At 38.5% G+C, this 21,617-nt stretch carries 16 protein-coding genes; 4 read left to right on the forward strand and 12 right to left on the reverse strand.

The window, feature by feature from the left end:
* Window positions 1–72 precede the first annotated feature (72 nt).
* Window positions 73–843, forward strand: coding sequence for a 16S rRNA (adenine(1518)-N(6)/adenine(1519)-N(6))-dimethyltransferase RsmA (gene rsmA / locus ACE3RB_RS15760; protein ID WP_374465073.1), 771 nt, complete (start codon window positions 73–75; stop codon window positions 841–843).
* Window positions 844–967: 124 nt separating this feature from the next.
* Here rsmA and ACE3RB_RS15765 read toward each other — a convergent pair whose 3' ends face one another.
* The 10 genes from ACE3RB_RS15765 to ACE3RB_RS15810 all read right to left on the reverse strand — a co-directional run bounded on the left by ACE3RB_RS15765 (window position 968) and on the right by ACE3RB_RS15810 (window position 13,702).
* A complete protein-coding gene (locus tag ACE3RB_RS15765; RefSeq protein ID WP_374465074.1) occupies window positions 968–2,608 on the reverse strand; it encodes a T9SS type B sorting domain-containing protein in 1,641 nt (546 codons plus the stop codon).
* A complete protein-coding gene (locus tag ACE3RB_RS15770; RefSeq protein WP_374465075.1) occupies window positions 2,580–3,326 on the reverse strand; it encodes a choice-of-anchor L domain-containing protein in 747 nt (248 codons plus the stop codon). Before ACE3RB_RS15770 ends, ACE3RB_RS15765 begins: the two co-directional genes overlap by 29 nt.
* 286 nt (window positions 3,327–3,612) lie before the next feature.
* Window positions 3,613–7,197 carry a choice-of-anchor L domain-containing protein gene (locus tag ACE3RB_RS15775; protein WP_374465076.1) on the reverse strand — a complete coding sequence of 1,195 codons (3,585 nt, stop codon included), beginning with the start codon at window positions 7,195–7,197 and terminating at the stop codon, window positions 3,613–3,615.
* Window positions 7,198–7,364: 167 nt separating this feature from the next.
* Entirely contained in the window at window positions 7,365–8,600 is a 1,236-nt protein-coding gene (locus ACE3RB_RS15780) for a T9SS type B sorting domain-containing protein (protein ID WP_374465077.1), read from the reverse strand.
* Complete coding sequence (locus ACE3RB_RS15785; protein ID WP_374465078.1) at window positions 8,510–9,724, reverse strand: choice-of-anchor L domain-containing protein; 1,215 nt, start codon at window positions 9,722–9,724, stop codon at window positions 8,510–8,512. The genes ACE3RB_RS15780 and ACE3RB_RS15785 overlap by 91 nt, the downstream gene beginning before the upstream one ends.
* Window positions 9,725–9,915: 191 nt before the next feature.
* Window positions 9,916–10,485, reverse strand: coding sequence for a DUF1003 domain-containing protein (locus tag ACE3RB_RS15790; RefSeq protein ID WP_374465079.1), 570 nt, complete (start codon window positions 10,483–10,485; stop codon window positions 9,916–9,918).
* Between the two features lie 10 nt (window positions 10,486–10,495).
* Window positions 10,496–11,266, reverse strand: a complete 771-nt coding sequence (locus ACE3RB_RS15795) for a TIGR02757 family protein (RefSeq protein ID WP_374465080.1) — start codon at window positions 11,264–11,266, stop codon at window positions 10,496–10,498.
* 5 nt (window positions 11,267–11,271) lie between these two features.
* Complete coding sequence (locus tag ACE3RB_RS15800) at window positions 11,272–12,186, reverse strand: ribonuclease Z (RefSeq protein ID WP_374465081.1); 915 nt, start codon at window positions 12,184–12,186, stop codon at window positions 11,272–11,274.
* A gap of 68 nt (window positions 12,187–12,254) precedes the next feature.
* Window positions 12,255–12,830, reverse strand: coding sequence for an RdgB/HAM1 family non-canonical purine NTP pyrophosphatase (rdgB, locus tag ACE3RB_RS15805; RefSeq protein WP_374465082.1), 576 nt, complete (start codon window positions 12,828–12,830; stop codon window positions 12,255–12,257).
* 41 nt (window positions 12,831–12,871) lie between these two features.
* Window positions 12,872–13,702: a lysostaphin resistance A-like protein gene (locus tag ACE3RB_RS15810; protein WP_374465084.1), complete on the reverse strand. Its 831-nt coding sequence runs from the start codon at window positions 13,700–13,702 to the stop codon at window positions 12,872–12,874.
* 221 nt (window positions 13,703–13,923) lie between these two features.
* Here ACE3RB_RS15810 and ACE3RB_RS15815 point away from each other — a divergent pair, with 221 nt between their 5' ends.
* Entirely contained in the window at window positions 13,924–15,522 is a 1,599-nt protein-coding gene (locus ACE3RB_RS15815) for a peptide chain release factor 3 (protein WP_374465085.1), read from the forward strand.
* A gap of 448 nt (window positions 15,523–15,970) precedes the next feature.
* On the forward strand, window positions 15,971–16,915 hold the full coding sequence (locus ACE3RB_RS15820) for a hypothetical protein (RefSeq protein WP_374465086.1): 945 nt from the start codon (window positions 15,971–15,973) through the stop codon (window positions 16,913–16,915).
* A 243-nt stretch (window positions 16,916–17,158) separates the two neighbouring features.
* Here the strand turns inward: ACE3RB_RS15820 and ACE3RB_RS15825 are convergent, their stop codons facing one another.
* Entirely contained in the window at window positions 17,159–17,524 is a 366-nt protein-coding gene (locus ACE3RB_RS15825) for a hypothetical protein (RefSeq protein ID WP_002980711.1), read from the reverse strand.
* 20 nt (window positions 17,525–17,544) lie between these two features.
* Window positions 17,545–18,684: an acyl-CoA dehydrogenase gene (locus ACE3RB_RS15830; protein WP_062696925.1), complete on the reverse strand. Its 1,140-nt coding sequence runs from the start codon at window positions 18,682–18,684 to the stop codon at window positions 17,545–17,547.
* A 356-nt stretch (window positions 18,685–19,040) separates the two neighbouring features.
* On the opposite strand from ACE3RB_RS15830, the gene ACE3RB_RS15835 reads away from it, so the two are divergent.
* Complete coding sequence (locus ACE3RB_RS15835; protein ID WP_374465087.1) at window positions 19,041–20,819, forward strand: long-chain fatty acid--CoA ligase; 1,779 nt, start codon at window positions 19,041–19,043, stop codon at window positions 20,817–20,819.
* Window positions 20,820–21,617 lie beyond the last annotated feature (798 nt).

Consider the following 21,617-nt stretch of genomic DNA (forward strand, 5'->3'; position numbering starts at 1 on the left):
TAAAATAGAAAAAAACTTCCGAAATTTGGGACGAAATAAAGAAAATCATTGTTAATAAAATCATAAAAAACTTTGAGTGTAAAAGCAAAAAAACATCTGGGGCAGCACTTCCTGACAGATGAAAACATCGCAAGGAAAATCGTAGAAGGCCTTAGTTTTGAGAACTATAATAATATCATGGAAGTAGGTCCCGGAATGGGCGTTCTTACCAAATATCTTCTTGAAAAGGATCAAAACATCTACCTTGCAGAAATCGATACGGAATCTATCGAATACCTGAAAAACAATTATACAAAGGTTACTGAAGAAACTTTTGTAGGAGATTTCCTGAAGCAGGATTTCAATTTCATCAAGGAGGATCAGATTGCCATCATCGGTAATTTTCCATATAATATTTCATCCCAGATCCTGTTTCAGATTGTAGACCATTACCAGCTGATTCCGGAAATGGTAGGAATGTTCCAGAAAGAGGTAGCGGAAAGAACAGCCGCCGTTCCGAGAACTAAAGATTACGGTATTCTTTCTGTTCTGATACAGGCTTATTATGATGTATCCTATATGTTTACGGTACATGAGAATGTCTTCAATCCGCCGCCAAAGGTAAAATCCGGTGTCATCAGGCTTACAAGAAATCCCAAGGAAGGTCTTGCAGGGAACGAAGTTCTTTTTAAGCAGATTGTAAAAGCAGGATTCAACCAAAGGAGAAAAAAGCTTTCCAATGCTTTGAAAATACTAAACATTCCTGAAGCTTTAAAAGGTCATGAATTTCTTGACAAAAGAGCTGAAGAGCTTAGTGTTGCAGATTTTATATACTTCGCTAATCTCTGGAAAGAAAATCAGTAAAAAAAACAAAAGCTCCTATAACAGGAGCTTTTTTAATGGACTCAAACATGACTGTATTATCCGTTAAAAAGCAGAAAGCCTTTCAAATGTATTCGAAAGGCTTTCTTTATGTTGCATTATCAATTTAGTTTCTGTTCTTCAGCATGATCCATCCTGACCAGTTCATCTGAGCTTTTGATTTTGGATACTCAAACTGGAACTTATACCAGTATGTTGCTGTCGGAAGTCTCTTACCTCCTACTGTTCCGTCCCAGATAGGATTTTCTTTTGAGAACCTGAACATTTCTACTCCATATCTGTCATATACGGAACCTGTAAAGTTTTTAAAGTCTCCAAGAGCTTTAAGATCCAGTACATCATTGATTCCGTCTTCGTTCGGAGTAATAATATTGTTGATCTGTAAAGTAAAGAATTCAAGAGATCCAACACAGTGTGTGCCTACTCTTCTTACTAAAACAGTATAGTTTGTATTATCTAAAAGGTTGCTGAACACGTTAGAAGCCTGCCATGTGATACCACCATCAAGAGAATATTCCAAAGTACTTGGTGTATTGTTCATTGGCGGATTTTCAGCAGTAATGGTTACTGTTTTCTTGATGCTTTCATAATTTAAAGCAGTAACAAAAGGAGTAGCTGCTCCCATTACTTTAGCTTCAAAAACTTTTTTACAGATACCGTTATCAACTTCCACGCTGTAGATACCCCATTGGTTTACATCAATTTTCTGTGTTGTAGCACCTGTACTCCAAAGATATTTGAAGCCTTGCCCTGCTCCTGCATCAAGGGTTACGGTATCCCCTACACACATTTCAACATCTTTTAATGGTGAAGTGATTTCCGGTGTAACTTCAATTCTTATGGTTGCCGGATTAAGGGATTTACATCCTTTTGTTCCAATTGCATATACTGTAAATGTTGTAGTCTGATATAAAGTAACCGTCTGCATATTACCGGTTCCCATGAAATTGCTCCACAGATAAGTATCTCCTCCTTCAGCGGTAAGGGTTACGGATTCTCCCGGACAGATTTTTATCCTGGAAGCTTTTACTTTCGCTGTAGGCGTTACTTCTTTCAGTAACTTCAGTTCTACAATCTTACTACAGAATCCTCCATTGGAAACAAGCACATACAGGATTTGGCCGTCATTACCATTATAGTTTAACGGAGTCTGAATATAATTCCCGTTTTGTGCAATTGCATCCGCCTGGTTTTCGTAGAACTTAAAGATGGCTCCCGGTGTCGGGCTTATGGTGGATGTAATTGTACTCAGGTCAAACGTAGTAATATCCGGTGTGGTACATAGCAGCAATGTTGCATCCTGAGCCTGGGGGGTTGTTCCTCCATGAATTTCTATTGATGCTTTCCCCGGACAAGGGTTACCAGGAACACTTACTTCAATAGTATAGGTACCTGGTTGTATTGCTGTAATGGTATTGGTAGTGGCATTAGGTACCGGTGCACCATTATAATACCATTGGTATACAAGGTTAGGGTCACTTACAGAAGCTGTAATCACCTGAGGTACATTATCGCATACATTGATATCTGAAGGTAATTTTGTTCCTGCTGAATCTAAAAGATCTACCCCGATATTGAAAGATCCTCCTTCAAGAAATACCGCAGAGTCATAACTGTGGTCACTGAAATCGGCAATTACCATTTTGAAGTGATATTGCTGTCCTGCAACTACAGTTGCTGTTGCCGTTAACGGGATTGTTCTTCCATTGAAATTGGTTTCAACGTTTTGCTGTATTGTATCCTCCAAAATACTGTTCGTTTACTGCACCACAGCTGCCAGGTACTGCAGGGTGGATATTTGTAATACTTACCAGTCCTGCTCCACCAGGAAGCACAGCCATATTTACATAAGGTCCACCTGAAGTAGGTTTCAGCAAAATAGCAAATGCATCTGCAAAACTACAAGGGAATGAACCTGTATATTCTTCTGATGCAATCAGATAATTAAATTTAATCTGAGAGGTGGTAGGAACGAAGTCGAATTCCAGAAGAACAGCATCATTCAGTCTGTTTTCCACTACCCCGATTACCTGTGCCAGATCGGCATCTGATCCTCCACCGTTAACATCATTAAGCCCTCCTTCAAAGGCATTACCTGCTCTTCTCGCAAATCCGGTAGAAAGTATAAGCCCATCTTTAAATGGAAAATTGGTAGTAGCTTTATGAAAATATCCCCATGCTCTGTTGGCCTCACTTGCAGCATGATTAGGAGTAATTTTCACATTGGTTACGTTCGGAGTAAGACAGGTATTGGTTCCTGATGAAATCAATACATCTTTAACCATTTTCTCGATAGTGTAACTACTTTCAGCATACTGCGGAGCGTTCACATCAATAAAAACTCCGGCCCTTCCGGACATATTGGAAGGAGTTTCTTTTACGGGTTTACGTGGAGGCAGATTCTGTGAAAATAAAAAAGTCGAGATGACTAAAAAAAATAAACAAAGCGGTAGATATCTTCTCATAATATTTTTGTTTCAACAAATTTAATTTTTTTTTAAATATATCATATACATATTTATATTTTTTACAGTAAAAAAACAAAATAAGGATGTTTTACAGTAAATTTTCATTAATCAATCCCTATCCGAACAAATTATAAATAGTGTGGTAGCATCCTGTTACAAATTGTTTTAACATATTTGTTGTCTATTTCAAATAATTCACAAAATACGATACCATTTATCTTTAAAAACAACAAAATCTCTCATTGCTGAGAGATTTTGTTGTTTATTTCAATTTTGGAGATATTTAGTTTCTGTTTTTCAGAAGAATCCATCCTGAGCGCTGTTCCAGTTTTTTACTGGCCGGGTTTTCCCACTGTACCCTGTACCAGTATGTTCCTGTAGGAAGATTGATTCCTTTTAAAGATCCCCTCCAGATAACATCACCTTTACCGGCTTTGAATACCTCTGCCCCATATCTGTCAAAGATAGAAGCTGCAAAATCTTTATATCCGCTGATTCCGGAGAAGTCTATCGTGTCATTAATCCCATCCATATTAGGGGTAATAGCATTGCTGATGATGAATGTAAAGTAATCCAGTGAAGTACCGCACTTAGCTCCTTTTACCCTTACCATCACGGAATACATGGTATTATTCAAAACTCCTGTAAATACATTTGATGGCTGCCATGTCAATCCGCCGTCTATAGAATACTCCAAAACACCGCCTGTAGGATTACTTGCCGTAAGCGTTAGAATATGATTGTCGTAAACAATATTTGTAAACTGCGGCAGATCAGGATTGACCAGCTGCGCAGAGAAAGTTTTGGAACAAACTCCATTGCTGATTGTCACGGAGTACGTTCCAGGAATATTAGTTGTTATAGTTTGCGTTGTTGCTCCTGTACTCCACACATATGTATAGTTTGGCCCTGAACCGGCATCCAGAGTTCCTTTATCTCCGGCACATACAAATACATCTTTTAAAGTAGAAACGATTGCAGGAACTACTTCAATGGTAACTTTAGCCGGATTAACAGAACTACACCCGTTTCCTCCCAATGCATATACTGAATATTCTGTTGTTGCTGTAGGCGTAACGATCTGTGTGTTTCCGTTTCCGGTAAGGCCTACCCAGTTATAAGTAATACCTCCCGAAGCTGTTAATGTTACAGATTCACCTTCACATATTTTTAATTTAGATGCTGTAAGACCTGCTACTGGCGGACCTACCTGAACCGTCACACTTGCCGGCGTTGCAGAGATACATCCGTTCGCTCCAACGGCAAATACCGTATATACCGTAGTTGTAGTAGGCGAAACAACCTGAGTATTTCCGTTTCCGGTAAGACCGTTACCCCAGTTATAGGTTACCCCTCCCGAAGCTGTTAATGTTACAGATTCACCAACGCAGATACGGGGTTGTGATGAAACAAGCGCAGCCACCGGCTGTACCTTATCTTCCTGCACTGTTACCGTTGATGTAAAGGTACAGGTCAGGTTTCCTGGTTGTGATACATTAGTGACTGTTAAAGTATATGTTCCGCCAGCGCTTACAACAGGAGTCAGTGTATTTCCTCCGGATACAATAGTTCCTCCGGTAGTTGTCCAGGCAATAGTAGATCCTGCAGGCACTACAGATGCTGAAGCGTTGATTGTGATCTGAGGAGTTGTACAGGTAATTGTTTGTGGCGCAGCAATCGTAAGCGTAGTCTGAGCTGTGCTTAATAACTGCAATGATACTACGTAGCTGCATCCTCCGTTGCTTACCAGTACGTAAATAGTCTGGCTTCCTCCCGGCGGCGTATACGCTGTAGGCGTTACAATAAAGTTTCCGTTAGCAGCAATGGCATCAGCCTGATTGACATAGTAAGTAAAAGTAACGCCTGCTGTAGTAGTGATCTGAGGTTGGGCTTCTGTAAGATTATAAGTTAATCCCGGCTGGTAACATTTATGCAATGTTGCATTCTGTGCTGTAAAAGGTTCTGAAACTTCAATTGTTATACTCGCTGGATTTTGAGAAGCACAACCGTTAGCTCCCACTGCCGTTACGGTATAAGTAGTGGTAACGGTAGGTGAAACAACCTGTGTACTTCCGTTTCCGGTAAGACCATTACCCCAGTTATAGGTTACACCTCCCGAAGCAGTAAGGGTGGCAGAATCTCCCTTACAGATTTTTATTTTGTTTGAAGTAAGTCCTGTAACCGGCGGAGCACTGTTTCCTGTTACGGTTACATTGCCTACTGCTGTACAGCTGACATTTCCTGGCTGATAAACTTTCGTTATCGTTAAAGTATAGGTTCCCGGAGCGTTCACAACAGGATTCAGGGTAGTTGCCCCTGAGACAATATTCCCTCCGGTAGTTGTCCAGTTAAATGTTGCACCTGCCGGATAAACGGAAGCTGATGCATCCAGTGTAGTCTGAGAGCTGGTACAGGTAAGTACTGCCGGCGGCGCGATAGTAGGAACCATTTGTGGGGCCTTTACCAATTGAAGCTGTGCTACTTTTGCACAGAAACCGGTTGCTACTCTTACATATACTGTTCCTCCTGCACTCGGATAAGCGGTAGGATTGGGAATCGTATTGGCATTTCCTGCATTGGCGTCTGCCAGTGTGGTATAATATGAAAACACGGCTCCCGGAGTTGTACTTATTGAAGCCTGTGCTGATGTTAAATTAAAGGTTGCATTTCCGGCAGCATAACAAGCCGTCAGTGTGGCATTCTGTACCGTGGGAGATGTGCCGCCAACTACCGTAATGGTAGCTTCCCCGGGACAACTATTACCCTGAATAAAAACCTTAACGGTGTATACACCTGGTGCCGTTGCCGTGTAACTTGCGCCGGTAGCTCCAGGAATCGCATTGGTTCCCAGATACCACTGGTATGTTATATTAGGTCCCTGCACTGAAGCTGTAAAAGTCTGTGGCGTATTATCACACATATTTACAGAAGCGGGAAGCTGTACGCCTGCCGGGTCCAGAATTTTCACTCCGATATCGAATGATCCTGCCTCAAGAAATACCGCAGAATCAAAATTGGGATCCTGGTAGTCTGCAAGGACAATCTTAAAATGATAAGTTTCCCCTGGAATTACCGTTGCATGGGCCGTCAGAGGAATAGTACGTCCATTAAAGTTGGTCTCAATCTGAGCATTATTGGTCCCTCCATAATAGGCTTCATTCTTAGGTCCGCAATTTTGGTATTGCGGATGGATATTGGTAACGCTTACAGGTCCTGCTCCTCCCGGAAGCACTGCAAGATTGGTATAAGTAGGGTCAGATGCTTTTTTTAATAACAGGGCAAAACCATCGGTAATGGTACATGGAAAATTTTGCTGATATTCTTTAGAAGCGAATAAATATCTGAAAGTAATTTCGGTAGAAGCAGCTACAAAGTCAAACTCTATAGATGTCGCATTGGTAAGGTTATTATTACCTATTCCCAAAGCGTTTGCCAGATCTACATCTCCTCCGGTTCCCAGATCATCACTTAAAGTTCCCTGGAAAACATTCCCGGCTTTACTGGCATATCCTGTAGAAAGGATAATCCCCTTACTGAAAGGAAAATTGGTATTTGATTTATTAAAATATCCCCAGCTTCGGTTCTGATTGCTTGCAGGCAGGTTTGGAGATACTGTTACATTGCTTACACTTGAGCTGGTACAGGTAGTTCCTCCTGATATGAGAACATCATTGATCAGCTGGGTTATAGGATAGCCGGATTCCGGATAGCTTGGTGCATTTACATCTATAAAAACACCAGCCCTTAAAGAAGCAGCCTTAGGTTTTGCGGCAATTTCTACCCTTCCTTTATTCTGAGCCAGAACAAAGTTCCCCATGAAAGCTAAAAATAACGCTAAAAATAAATTTCCTCTCCTCCTATTTAACATTTTATATTATTTTAAACAAAAATACTATTTTTTTTGATTGAAATTCAAGTTAACACAATTTACATTATTACTAACGCAAATTTATTTATGTTAGAATATCAACTCTGTTTATTTTAAAATAATAAAAAAAGACCGACAAAATTGTCAGTCTTTCAGTTATAGTTTAATTATTCTATATTTTTAAGCAATATCCATCCTGTTTTCACGGTAAGTTCCTTACTGGCAGGATCTTCAAAGGTTACCTGATACCAATATGTTGAAGTAGGAAGCTTTTTACCCTGGAAATATCCGTCCCAGTACGGCCTGATCTTCTCTGCCTTGAAGACTTCCCTTCCGTAGCGGTCGAAAACCTGCCCGCTGAAATCTTTATAGTTGACTACTCCGCTGAAATCAATGGTATCATTAATATTATCCCCGTTCGGAGTAATTACATTTTTCATTACGAAGGTAAAAAATTCAAGGAAACCTACGCAGCTTGTATATTTAACTCTAACCCTGATCGAAATGATTTTATTTTTAGGCACATTGTTAAATACATTTGAAGACTGCCATGTAACTCCGTTATCCACTGAATATTCAAGAATACCATTACTCGGATTACTTGCCGTGATAATCATAGTTCCACTCTCATTATAATCCACTTTTATCACTTCAGGGATTACGGCTTTAATCACTTCAGTTTTGAACTCTTTTGAACAAACTCCGTTACTGATCGTTACCGAATATACTCCCGGAGTACCTACTGTAATGCTCTGACTTGTTTCGCCAGAACTCCACTGATAGGTATATCCCGGTCCTGAACCGGCATCCAGGATAATTTTATCACCCTGACAGATATGACCTCCTTTCAGGTTTGAAACTATAGCAGGAACCACTTCAATTGTAATACGTGCAGGCTGAAGAGATTTACATCCCTGTGCTCCGATTGCGTATACAGTATATGTTGTTGTCTGAGTTGGACTTACGGTTCTTATTCCTCCGGTAGCCGCTGCAGCATCACCCCACTCATATGTTACTCCACCGGATGCAGTTAACAATACGGATTCACCGGCACAGATCTTTAATCTTGGAGCTGTCAGCACAGCGGTTGGTGTTTCTTCTTTTCTTAAGGTTAAAGTAGCAATCTTACTACAGAAAGCACCATTGGAAACCAGTACATATAATATTTGCCCATCCGTACCTGTATAATTGGTCAGATTGGTGATATAGCTGTTATTTTGGGCCTGTGCATCAGCCTGATTTGCATAGAAACGGAATACCGCTCCCTGCGTTGTACTGATGAGAGGTTTTGCCGTTTCCAGATTAAAGGTAGTCAATGAAGGTGTCGTACAGAGTTTAAGTTCAGCATTCTGTACGGTAGGGCTTGTTCCTCCGACGATTGTAATGGTTGCCTCACAGGACACTGGTTTCCCGGAACCATTACTTTTACCGTATAAACTCCCGCCTGGGTAGCTATATATACAGCACTGGTTGCTCCCGGAATGGCCACTCCGTCTTTATACCACTGATAAGTCATTCCCGGAATCGGGGCTACCTGGGCTTTAAGCTGTTTTGGTGTATTGTCACACATATTGATGCTTCCCGGTAAAACCACTCCTGTTTCATCTACAATCTTAATTCCAACGTCAAAAGATCCTCCTTCCAGGAATACAGCTGAATCATGCGTAGAGTCTTTTGCATCTGCCAGTACCATTTTGAAATGGTAGGTCTGCCCTGGGATTACATCTGCAACAGCCGTTAACGGTGTTGTTCTTCCAAAATAATTAATAAGCAGGTGCGGGTTTGCCAATCCTCCAAAATAAGCTGCATTGATAGGTCCGCAAGTGAATCCATTTCCTGAAGGAACAATATTGGTTGCACTTACAGGTCCCGCAGTTCCAGGTAAAACTGCAAGATTGGTATAAGTAGGATCCCCTACTTTCTTCAGCAGCAGTGCAAAAGCATCAGAATAACCGAGACATGGGTAATTTGAAGTATACTCATCGGAGGCGAATATGTAGTTAAATTTTACCTGGTTGGAATTCGGAACGAAATCAAATTCAAGGGCTACCGCATCCGTTAAGTTAACATTGGCTCCGGTAGCTGCTACAAGATCAGCATCACTTCCTGTTCCTACGGATTGTCCTACAGCTGCTACATAACTATTACCTGCTTCAGAAGCATACCCTGTAGTCAGCACAATCCCATCCGTAAAAGGGAAATTGGTTGTTCCTTTATGAAAATATCCCCAGAATCTGTTGTTGTTGGTCACATCGTGATTAGGAGATACAGTAACATTCGTAACGTTGGCTGTTGTACAGTTGGTACCGCCATTGATCAAAATATTCTTTACCAGCTGCTCCGGAGTATAGTTTGAAGGAGTATAGGGAGGTACATTCACATCAATGAATGCTCCGGCCCTGAGGCTGGCGGCAGAAGGCTTTATCTTTTCTGATTTTCTGGCAGGTCTCGTTTGAGAAAATGCAGAAACAGAAATCAGTAAAAGAGAAAAAAGGAAAAAATAGTTTTTTAGTCTATAAGTTAACATTTTAATTTCATTTGTTCAAATGTAGCAAAAATAATTATACTAAATCAGCCTTTAACACTACTATTTCACAAACACACAGATAGATTCACAACATTTTTTTCTTATTGTTACATTTTCTGCAAATCATAAAAAGCAGAAACCATATCATAAAAAAACAGATCAATAATATTGACCTGTTTATGGTTTAACGGCTATTCTTCCGTCTCTTTATCATCTTTTTTCAACTGATCGATTTCATTCTGCAGCTGAGATATAATATCTTTTAAAGCTTTTATTTCATTCTTGTTTGAGCTTACATTACTTTTCAACATTACATTTTTTGCCCTTTCATTGTGATCTTCCTCATCTTCTTCCTCATTAATCTCCTCAATATCTTCCTGAATGTCTTCGATATCTTCGTTAATTTCTTCAATGTCTTCACTGATTTCTTCGATATCCTCGCTGATCTCTTCAATATCTTCCTGGATATCTTCAATATCTTCGCTGATCTCCTCAATATCCTCCTGGATATCCTCAATTTTTTCGTGGCTCTTGTTCACGGACATCTGGATAAAGATCGCCAGATAAATAGCTTCCAGAGAAAGTACTGTCGTAAGAATCAGAAGCATCTTATCAAAATTGACAATATCCAGCATCGGAAGCACAAACGAAGTTATGAACAGTAATGTATGGACAATCAGGGACTGAATAGACCCTATCCATGATGTGATCTTATCTGCTATTTTTTCAAGAACTTCTGTTTTTTCGTTATATTTTTTCATCCTTATATGTTTACAACAGTTCCTTTGTTACTCCTAATCCAAACAAAGCAAAATCATATTTTGCCGGATCTTTTTCATCAAATTTTCTGATGGCAATATCCAATTCTTCTACCGTTTTCCAGTCGTTCTGGGTCCGGGAAACCAATCCCAGTTTTCTGGAGATATTTCCGGTATGCACATCCAGAGGAATGGAAAGATGTTTCTGATCTATATTTTCCCAGATTCCAAAATCTACGCCACGTTTATCTTTGCGCACCATCCACCTCAAAAACATAATAATTCTTTTGGCAGAAGAATTTTTATAAGGTGAGCTGATGTGTTTATGGCTTCTGTGCTTTTCTGTTTCCAAAAATCCGCTTCTGAACCTTTCTATGGCGTGCAGAAAGTTATTCTCCGCTTCTTTTACTTCAAATAAACTCTCCAGGCTTTCATTTTCTTTATAAATCCTGTTGAACTGTCTGATGAAATAGGAAAAATCCTGCCCGTTGAATGTTCTGTGAATGCTTTTATCCTGAATATTTTCCAGATCTTTTTCTGAATAATTCATCACAAAATCATAGGGAGAATTCCCCATAATATCAAGCATTTTATCCGCAGAATTAATGATCGACTTTCTGTTTCCCCAAGAGATCGTAGCTGCCAGAAATCCTGCAATTTCAATATCCTGCTTTAAAGAAAAACGATGCGGAATTTGTATCGGGTCATTTTCAATAAAATCGGGAGCATTATACTGATCTGCCTTTTCGTTGAGAAAATCTCTGAGTTCTTCAAATTTCAGCATATTCATTAAATCTTTACACTTTCCAATGCTTTTGGCAGGAATGTATTGGGAAAAATCTCTCTGGCTTCATCGGTAAATACGGTCAGATCGCCGTATCTGTTGGAAAAATGTCCTAAAATCAGCTTTCCAACCTGAGCTTTCTGAGCAATGGTTGCTGCTTCCAAAGCTGTAGTGTGGCCTGTATAATCCGCCATTTCTTTCAGATCATGTAAAAAAGTAGATTCATGATACAAAACCGTCACATTTTTGATAATCGGAATAACGCTTTCAAGATAGCGGGTATCACTACAGAATGCATAGGATACTGACGGAGCCGGATCAATAGTCAGGATCTCATTTTTAAGAACGTAACCGTCACTCAGTACAAAGTCCTTCCCTGCTTTGATATTATGATAATCACAAGTTTCAATTTCGCTGTATTTAGCGATCTCTTTCATATTGAGATGCCTGTCTTTCGGTTTTTCTTTAAAAAGGTAGCCGTTACAGTAAATCCTGTGATCCAAAGGAATAGTATATACTTCTATCCTGTTGTCTTCATATATTTTTTCAGAATAATCTTTGTCCAGCTCATGGTAAACCACTTCAAAACCACGGTGGGTTTCCGTAATCTGAAAAATGGTTTCCAGCATTTTTTTAATTCCTTTCGGACCATAAACGTGCAGCGGGTTTTCTCTTCCCAAAAGACGGAAAGAAGCAATAAGACCCGGTAGCCCGAAACAGTGGTCGCCGTGAAGATGGGAAATAAAAATATGATTGATTTTTGAAAATCTTGCTTTCGCTTTTCTCAGCTGCACCTGTGTACCTTCTCCACAATCGATCAGGAAAAGTCTTTCTTCCATTTCCAGCAGCTGGGCTGTGGGTGATGTGTTGATGGTTGGAATAGCTGAATTAAAGCCTAATATTGTTAAATAAGTACTCAAATCAATAATTTATGATGACAAATGTACAACAGAAAAACCAAATGGATGTTTTACCCTGATACTTAAACTTAATCAGTCACTTTTAAAAAATCCATAAATAAATCCAATGCCTGCTTACGGTGGCTGATCTTATTTTTGTCTGCAGGATCCATTTCTGCAAAGGTTCTTTCATATCCTTCAGGAACAAAAATCGGATCATATCCGAATCCTTGAAAGCCTTTATTTTCTGTCAGTAAATTTCCGTGAACCCTGCCTTCAAAATATTGGGCCCCATTTTCATCATAGTAGCACAGAACTGTCACAAAATAAGCTTTCCTGTTTTCAACTCCCTGCATTTCTTCCAGTACTTTTTCGATATTTTTTGCAAAGTCATGATCTCCGGCATAACGGGCAGAGAAGATTCCAGGCCTTCCATCCAAAGACTCTACAACCAGACCACTGTCATCTCCCAAACTTGGAATGCCTGTTTTTTCAAAGCAATATCTGGCTTTGATCAGGGCATTGGCATGGAAAGAATCTCCGTCTTCCACAATTTCTTCGTGAATATTGTAATCGGTAAGACTTTTCACAACGCAGCCACTTCCCAGGATCTGCTGTATTTCTTCTTTTTTATGTTCGTTGTGGGTAGCTACTAATAATTCCATTTCTATATTCATTTTCAATTTTACTTTTTTAATCAGGTTACCTACATTTCAGCATAATGTACTTTATACTTTTTCATAAAAAGATAATAGAATAAAGAAAAAAGTACAATTCCTGCAGCCAATACAAGCCATTCTGAAATATGAAGGACCTTCGCAAAACTCTCATCCTTACCGTAAAGTACCAGTAAAGACAGGGTTAAATTATTAAATGCATGCAACAGTATCGGCAACAGCAAAGATTTTGTTTTATGATATACCAATCCCAGCACACAGCCCAGCATTACTGCACTGATAAACTGCCATGGATTTCCGTGAACAACTCCAAAAATAACAGAGGCATACAAAATGGCTCTCCAGGGTTTGACTCCTTTATTGATCAATCCTTTTTGAATAATTCCCCGGAATATAATTTCTTCAAAAACCGGAGCCATAATCACCGTCATGATAATCATTACAACAGGATTATCAGTTAATTGACTCATCAACTGAGTAAAATATTCATAAAAATCCCCGAAAAATGGTCCCGTCGTAGGAATCTGAGCGGCAACAAACTCAGAAATAAACATCATACCGGCCATCATTGGGAAAATAAGAAGGTATGTGGAAAAATTAACTGATGATAAATTAAAGTTAAGCCTCTTTTGAGTGGTACGCCTTACGATGAAAAAGTCAAAAAAGGCAATTGCAGTAAGGAATCCCACGGAATTTGCCACCATCAGAAACCAGTCTTTCAGCTCAATATTTTCCCTGAAAACAACTTTCCAAAAAGTGCTGAATAAGGAAACAGCCATTGTTCCTACTAATAATCCAATCACCAAAACAACACCGCCAATCCATGTAAAAGTAAACTTCGGATATTTGCTATTTTCCATCCTTTATCTGTAAAAGTTTATCAGAAACAAAGATAATTTTTTTGACTGCCACAGGCAACTAAAAAAGGATTTTCTTATGTATTTGATGATGTTATAACATCCATTTGTAAACCGGTTCCAAACTCTTCTACCCGCCCACTCCCTATACTGATAAACATTGTCTTCATTTAAATTTGAAAACCTCGTAAAAAATCACGATTTTTGCAACTTCAAAATACGATATGTCAGACTTAATCAAAGAAATACAAAAAAGAAAAACCTTCGGGATCATTTCCCACCCGGATGCCGGAAAAACAACCCTTACAGAAAAGTTACTTCTTTTCGGGGGTGCTATTCAGGAAGCGGGTGCGGTAAAATCCAACAAAATAAAAAAAGGAGCCACCTCCGACTTTATGGAAATCGAAAGACAGAGAGGGATCTCCGTAGCGACTTCCGTATTGGCTTTTGAATACAGAGACCATAAAATCAACATTCTCGATACTCCGGGTCACAAAGATTTTGCTGAGGATACCTACAGAACATTAACTGCTGTAGATTCCGTAATCGTTGTTATTGACGTTGCAAAAGGGGTTGAGGAACAGACTGAAAAGCTGGTACAGGTCTGCAGAATGAGAAACATTCCGATGCTTGTTTTCATTAATAAACTTGACCGTGAGGGTAAAGATGCCTTCGATCTTCTGGATGAAGTAGAACAGAAATTAGGGTTAACTGTTTGTCCGCTTTCTCTGCCAATTGGTATGGGAAGTGATTTCCAGGGAATTTATAACATCTGGGAAAACAATATTCAGTTATTCCTGGAAGAGAAAAAACAGAAGGTTGGTGATTCCATTAAGTTTGATGATATCAACGATACTTCTATTGACGAGGTTATCGGTGAAAAAGCGGCTAATACTTTAAGAGAAGAGCTTGACCTGATCCAGTCTGTATATCCCGAATTCAATCGTGATGATTATATGAGAGGTGATCTTCAGCCTGTATTTTTCGGTTCGGCTTTGAATAACTTTGGTGTACGTGAATTATTGGATGCTTTCATTGATATTGCTCCGATGCCGCAGCCAAAAGAAAGTGATACCCGTCTGGTAAAACCGGAAGAAAACACTTTCACAGGATTCGTTTTCAAGATCCATGCGAACATGGATCCTAAGCACAGAGACAGGCTTGCTTTCGTAAAGATCGTTTCCGGAACTTTTAAAAGAAATGAAAACTATTTACTGGTAAGAGAAGGTAAAAAAATGAAATTCTCCTCCCCTAACGCATTCTTTGCAGATAAAAAAGAAGTGGTGGAAGAAAGTTTCCCTGGTGATATTGTTGGTTTACATGATACGGGAAGTTTCAGAATCGGAGATACACTGACGGGCGGAGAAAAATTAAACTTCAAAGGTATTCCAAGCTTCTCTCCTGAGCATTTCCGTTATATCAACAACAATGATCCGTTAAAAGCCAAGCAGTTGGCAAAAGGTATTGATCAGCTGATGGATGAAGGAGTTGCACAGCTGTTTACCCTTGAAATGAACGGAAGAAAGATCATCGGAACAGTGGGAGCCCTTCAGTACGAGGTTATTCAGTACCGTCTTGAACATGAATATGGTGCCAAATGTACTTATGAACCATTATCCATGCATAAAGCATGCTGGGTAGAAGCTGACGAAAAGTCTGAAGAATTCAAGGAATTTGCAAGATTAAAGCAGAGATTCCTGGCAAGAGACAAATACAATCAACTGGTATTCCTTGCTGACTCTTCTTTCACCATTCACATGACGCAGGAGAAGTTCCCGAATGTGAAACTGCACTTCATCAGTGAATTTAGAGATATTAAATAAGGCAAAAAAGTAAAATCGTGAAAAGGCGAAATTGTTTAAAATAGATCCGCAGAAGTTTTCTGCGGATTTTTTTATAATATATCGTATGAAACCACCCCGTCAAAAATTCTTCGAATTTTTGCCACCCCTCCTGAGGATGGGAATTTTTAGATTTCCCAACTAATATTTGGTAAAATGACAAAGTGTGCGGATAAAGCTCAGCGTTCTGTATGTCATTCCGAAGGAATCTGATCTATGACAATAAAGCTTTGTGATTAAATGATTCCTTCGAGAACATAAATACTGTTCTTACAGTATTAAAACGCAGAAAACATTTTGTAAATCTTTTGTAAAACAAATACAAAACACTGAAAATATAACAGTTATAATTTTACCAGCGGAATACAGCCTATTTACAACTGTTACAAGAACTTCACTTCTAATTTTACTTCATCAAAAAATTAACCTTATGAAAAAGTTCATATTACTCGTTGCTGTATCAGGCACTTTCATTATGTGTAAAAAAGGAGAAGTTGCTCAGGATAAGATCAATGAAGCGATCCACACGGCTGACAGCGCTGCGGCGGTGGCTACAGAAACGGTTGACAATGTCAGCAAAACAGCAGATAAGGTTCTCGATTCTGCCAGTATCAAAATAAAAGATTTTGAAAATACCAAAAATGACATCCGGCAAAAAATAGAAAACACCTCTAAAATGGTAGATTCGTTATCTGAGAAAATAGCTGCAACAAAACTGGAATCAAAAGTTGAAAAACCAGATTCTGCAGAAAAGAAATCTGAAAAAATTGCTGTAAAAGTCCCTACTCCGAAGGTTATTAAAGAAACCAAAATCATTTACAAAGAAAAGCCTAAAAATGACAACTATGAACTGAATATGCCGAAAGATAAGATGGTAAAATCAGGGTATCTTGCCATAAAAGCAGAAAATGCAGAAACGGTGAAGGAAATCATCAGGGAAGAAGCCTATAAAAACAATGGTTACATCAAAAATGAAAATCTTTCTTATGAGGAATCTGCAAACCCGCACGGAGAAGATCAGAAAATTTACAGCCTTGATATTAAGGTTCCTATACAGCACTTCGACGGTTTAATGAGTGCTATCAGCAGCAATATCGGGGATATTGACACAAAAGATATTAAGGTTTCGGGAAGCAACTATGCGGATAATACCATCTGTACGGTCAATGTCAGAATCAGTGATCAGTCCAAAGCAGAAAAAGAACCGGAAACCTTTGGTGGAAAATCATTAGCTGCCATTGAATCAGGCTGGAATGTTATTACTTCCATATTCCTGTTTATCCTACCGTTATGGCCTTTATTTCTTATTGCCGGTATTGGATATTATTTCTATAAAAAGAAGAATAAAAACATCGCTGACAATGATTCTCATTAGATTTTTAATATTTTTTTAATGAGATTTGGAATTGATGTTCGGTTCTTATGTTTAATTTTATCAAATATTCAATGGAAGTATTGTTTATTAGAAAAATTACTATTAACTTTAAGTGTAAGCAAAATGCAATGAATCTTCGGACAGGCGAAGTTTCTCAATAAAAACGGAAATTTTAATTTCATATATTAATATTTTGTGATTTGGTGTAAAAGTAAGGCTCTCAGATTGAGAGCCTTATTTGTTTTATTTCATGTTCACTACTTTATCTACGATAAATTTTGTGTTTCCTCTCCACGGAAGAGCGCCGTTGTACTCTTTGTAATGCAGATCAAAGGTTTTACCGCTATTGGTTTCCAGTTGTTTGAAAACTTCAGGGTCATCTACAGAAAACTCAAACTCATAGCTTGTAATGGTTCCTGTTTTGCCCCTTCCGAAACCTTCCTGAATCAGTTTTCCTTCATAGGTTTTAAAGATATAGCCTTTTTTCATGGCATAATTCAGGTATCCGGATTTTACTCCTTCCCCGAAAACGAAATAATACTTATACCATACAAATACTCCCAGTAACAGCAGTACGACACCGAGGGTGATCCACAAAGATTTTTTCATAGTAGTGTGTTTATAAAATGTTATTTTGCGATGCTTCTTGAGATCACGATTTTCTGGATTTCAGAAGTTCCTTCATAGATCTGAGTGATTTTTGCATCTCTCATTAATCTTTCTACGTGATATTCTTTCACGTATCCGTATCCACCGTGGATCTGTACCGCTTCAATAGTAGTATCCATTGCTACCTGAGAAGCGTATAGTTTTGCCATAGCTCCGCTTTCAGAAATATCTTTTCCTGCATCTTTTTCACAAGCTGCCTTGAAGCATAACATTCTTGCTGCAGTGATCTGAGTAGCCATATCTGCCAGTTTGAATGCGATAGCCTGGTGGTTGATGATTTCAGTTTTGAAAGCTTTTCTTGTTTTAGCATATTTCAATGCCAGTTCGTAAGCTCCTGAAGCAATACCTAAAGCCTGGGAAGCAATACCGATTCTTCCTCCGTTCAGTACAGCCATCGCAAAGTTGAATCCGAATCCGTCTTCACCGATTCTGTTCTCTTTTGGAACTTTTACGTTATTAAAGATCAAAGAATGTGTATCACTTCCTCTGATTCCTAATTTGTCTTCTTTTGGTCCGATTTCAAAACCTTCCCATCCTCTTTCTACGATGAAAGCATTGATTCCTTTATGCTTTTTCTCAGGATCTGTCTGTGCAATTACAATATAATAGCTAGCTGTACCACCGTTTGTGATCCAGTTTTTGATACCATTTAAAAGATAGTAATCTCCTTTGTCTTCAGCAGTTGTTTTTTGGGAAGTTGCATCAGAACCTGCTTCCGGCTCAGATAATGCAAATGCTCCGATTACCTGCCCGCTGGCAAGAGGAGTAAGATATTTTACTTTTTGCTCTTCAGAAGCAAATTTTTCAAGACCGGCACAAACCAATGAATTGTTTACAGACATTACAACAGCTGCAGAAGCATCCACTTTTGCAATTTCCTCCATGGCAAGCACGTAAGAAACGCTGTCCATACCTGCACCTCCGTATTTTGGATCTACCATCATTCCTAAAAGCCCCATTTCTCCCATTTTCTTCACCTGTTCTGCAGGGAATTTCTGGTCACGGTCTCTTTCAATCACTCCAGGTAAAAGTTCGTTCTGTGCAAAGTCTCTTGCTGCCTGCTGAATCATCAGCTGTTCTTCCGATAAATTAAAGTCCATAAAAAAAATAATTAGATAGCCGTAAATTTACACTTTTTAAGCAAATCTGAAAAAATAAATTAAAAGCAGGAAAAAGGCACATAAAAAGCAAATTTGGGGAGGTTTAAGGATCTGTGATACATGTTTCGGGATTCAAAAAAATGGGATCTCAGATTAAACTTAAATATTACAGAAATTGTGGAGTTATCTAACAAACCCATTGAAAAGATAAAACCTCTCTTTCAGGCTCTCCTGGCTGTTTTTTGATGTAAATTGTTATGGCAAGCATTTAACTAATTTCTAATTATTGGCCTCAGATGTTTTCAATTAAAAAAAATGCTTATATTTAAATTTCTTTATAAATTACGTAAAAAATCATGACGATCAAGAGATTATTCGATATTCCGCACTATGCTTTAGAAAAATATCCTAAAACAGATATGTTTGTAACGAAGTATCATGGTGAATGGAAAAAAACTTCTACGCAGGAGTTTATTAATGAGGGAAATAAGATATCCAGAGGACTGTTGAAACTGGGCATAAAACCTGGTGACAAGATCGCTTTGATTACTACAAATTCCCGCACTGAATGGGCAATTATGGATTTCGGGCTTTCCCAGATCGGAGTCGTTTCAGTACCGGTTTATCCAAGTATTTCTCCAGAGGATTATGAATTCATCTTCAATAATGCAGAAATTCAGTACTGTTTTGTTTCCGATAAGGAGCTGTTGAATAAGGTCATGAAAGTAAAGCACAACATCCCAAGCTTACAGGGAATTTTTACTTTTGATAACATCAGTGGCGCGGCCAACTGGAGAGAGATTCTGGATCTGGGTAAGGATGAATCTACACAAATTGAAGTAGACGATCTTTCCAACGCGATCAATACGGAAGATCTGGCAACGATCATCTATACTTCCGGAACTACAGGGAGACCTAAAGGAGTAATGCTTACGCATAATAATATTGTTTCAAACGTATTGGGTGCTATTCCGAGAATTCCGAAGAAAAGAAGTTTTGATTACAAGGAAGCCAGAGCATTAAGCTTTCTTCCTATCTGTCATATTTTTGAAAGAATGCTGTTCTATCTTTATCAGTACAACGGTTTTTCCCTTTATTTCGCGGAAAGCATTGATAAAATGGGTGAAAACGTAAAAGAAGTAAAACCGCATTATATGACTGTAGTACCGAGACTGGTAGAAAAAGTATACGATAAAATTTACAATACAGGATCTTCTGCCGGAGGACTGAAATCAAAAATCTTCTTCTGGGCACTGAACTTAATCAGTAAAAAGAAAACCATTTCAAAGCCATCCGGGCTTCAGGAAATTATAGCCGATAAGCTTGTATTTTCCAAGTGGAGAGAAGGTTTAGGGGGTGAAATTATAACTTTGGTTTCAGGATCTGCAGCATTATCCACAAGACTCAATTTAATGTTCCAGAATGCAGGAATTCCTATTCTGGAGGGGTATGGTTTAACAGAAACTTCACCGGTAATTTCTGTAAACAGCTTTGAAAAGATGAAAGTGGGAACCGTAGGGATTCCATTGGATAATTTAAAGGTAAAAATACAGGAAGACGGGGAAATTACCGTTAAAGGCCCATCCGTATTCAAAGGATATTTCCAGAATGAAGAAATGACCAGAGAAGCCTTCACAGAGGATGGATACTTCAAAACCGGAGATATCGGACATATAGACAGTGACGGATTTTTACAGATTACCGACCGTAAAAAGGAAATGTTCAAGACTTCCGGCGGAAAATATATTGCTCCCCAGACTATTGAAAATTTAGCAAAAGCTTCTAAATTCATTGAGCAGATCATGGTAGTGGGTGATGGTGAAAAAATGCCATGCGCTTTGGTACAGCCTGATTTCGAATTTGCAAAAAGCTGGGCCATGAGAAACAACCTGAATATCGGCTCTACACCGGAAGAGATTGCGAAAAGTCCTGAACTGAAGCAAAGAATTGAAAAAGAAATAGAAGGCATCAATGAACATCTTGGAAACTGGGAGAAAATCAAAAAAATTGAGCTTACCCCTGAAGTATGGAGCATTGAAAGCGGATTGCTTACTCCAACGTTAAAACTGAAAAGGAAAGCAGTAAAAGAGAAGTTTATTGCTTTGTACAATAAGATGTATGATCATCATGATTAAAAATCATCAACCGCTTCATTTTGAGGCGGTTTTTTTTTATAGATTTTGGCTAAAGCCAATGGAGAGAATATCTTATTTTTGATTAAACGGGCTAAAGCCCGTTCCTATTGATTCCCATCATTCCATTTTTTAATCAATTACAAAACTATCACTGTCATTCTGTAGGAATCCATGCTATATCGGCTGAGATTCCTACGGCACTACATGATAATTGTTTAAAATATTGAAAATCAAAATTTTAAATTATTTTCCAACTAATAAGTGTCAATATTTGTGTCAATAACTCAAAAAACTGTTAGTCAATTTTATACGTTTAAAAATTTTTTCAGTTTATTTTTACAGGGAGTTTACAATAACACTTTCATGTACATTCTGCGTTGTTATAATATCACGAAGTAAAATAAAAATTCCTGTGTAATGGGAAGCAGCTACTCTGTACATCCTTGGGGATTGGCCACTGATCTCGATCCAGAAAGAAACCAATTAAAGGAAACTGCTAAAACAGCTCGATTCGCCCGACCAGAATACAAGCTATGATTGACATTTTTTATAAGCATGGCTTTGTATTCATAACTTTTAACAATCATAATATTCATTAAAAATAAATAGGCTCAGATTTATAAAATCCGAGCCTAAATTAAATATACTTCTTAAAAGAAAATCATAAAATTTCCATGTATAATGAAAAAAAGACCGGCGTGATCCGGTCTCTTCTTATATAATCAAATATTTAAAAGTGGAGCTATTTAATAAAATCTAGTATTTCTTTTATTTCAGCAGTTCTTAATTCTATTTTTC

This window comes from Chryseobacterium sp. (assembly GCF_041914225.1).
Classification (GTDB): domain Bacteria; phylum Bacteroidota; class Bacteroidia; order Flavobacteriales; family Weeksellaceae; genus Chryseobacterium.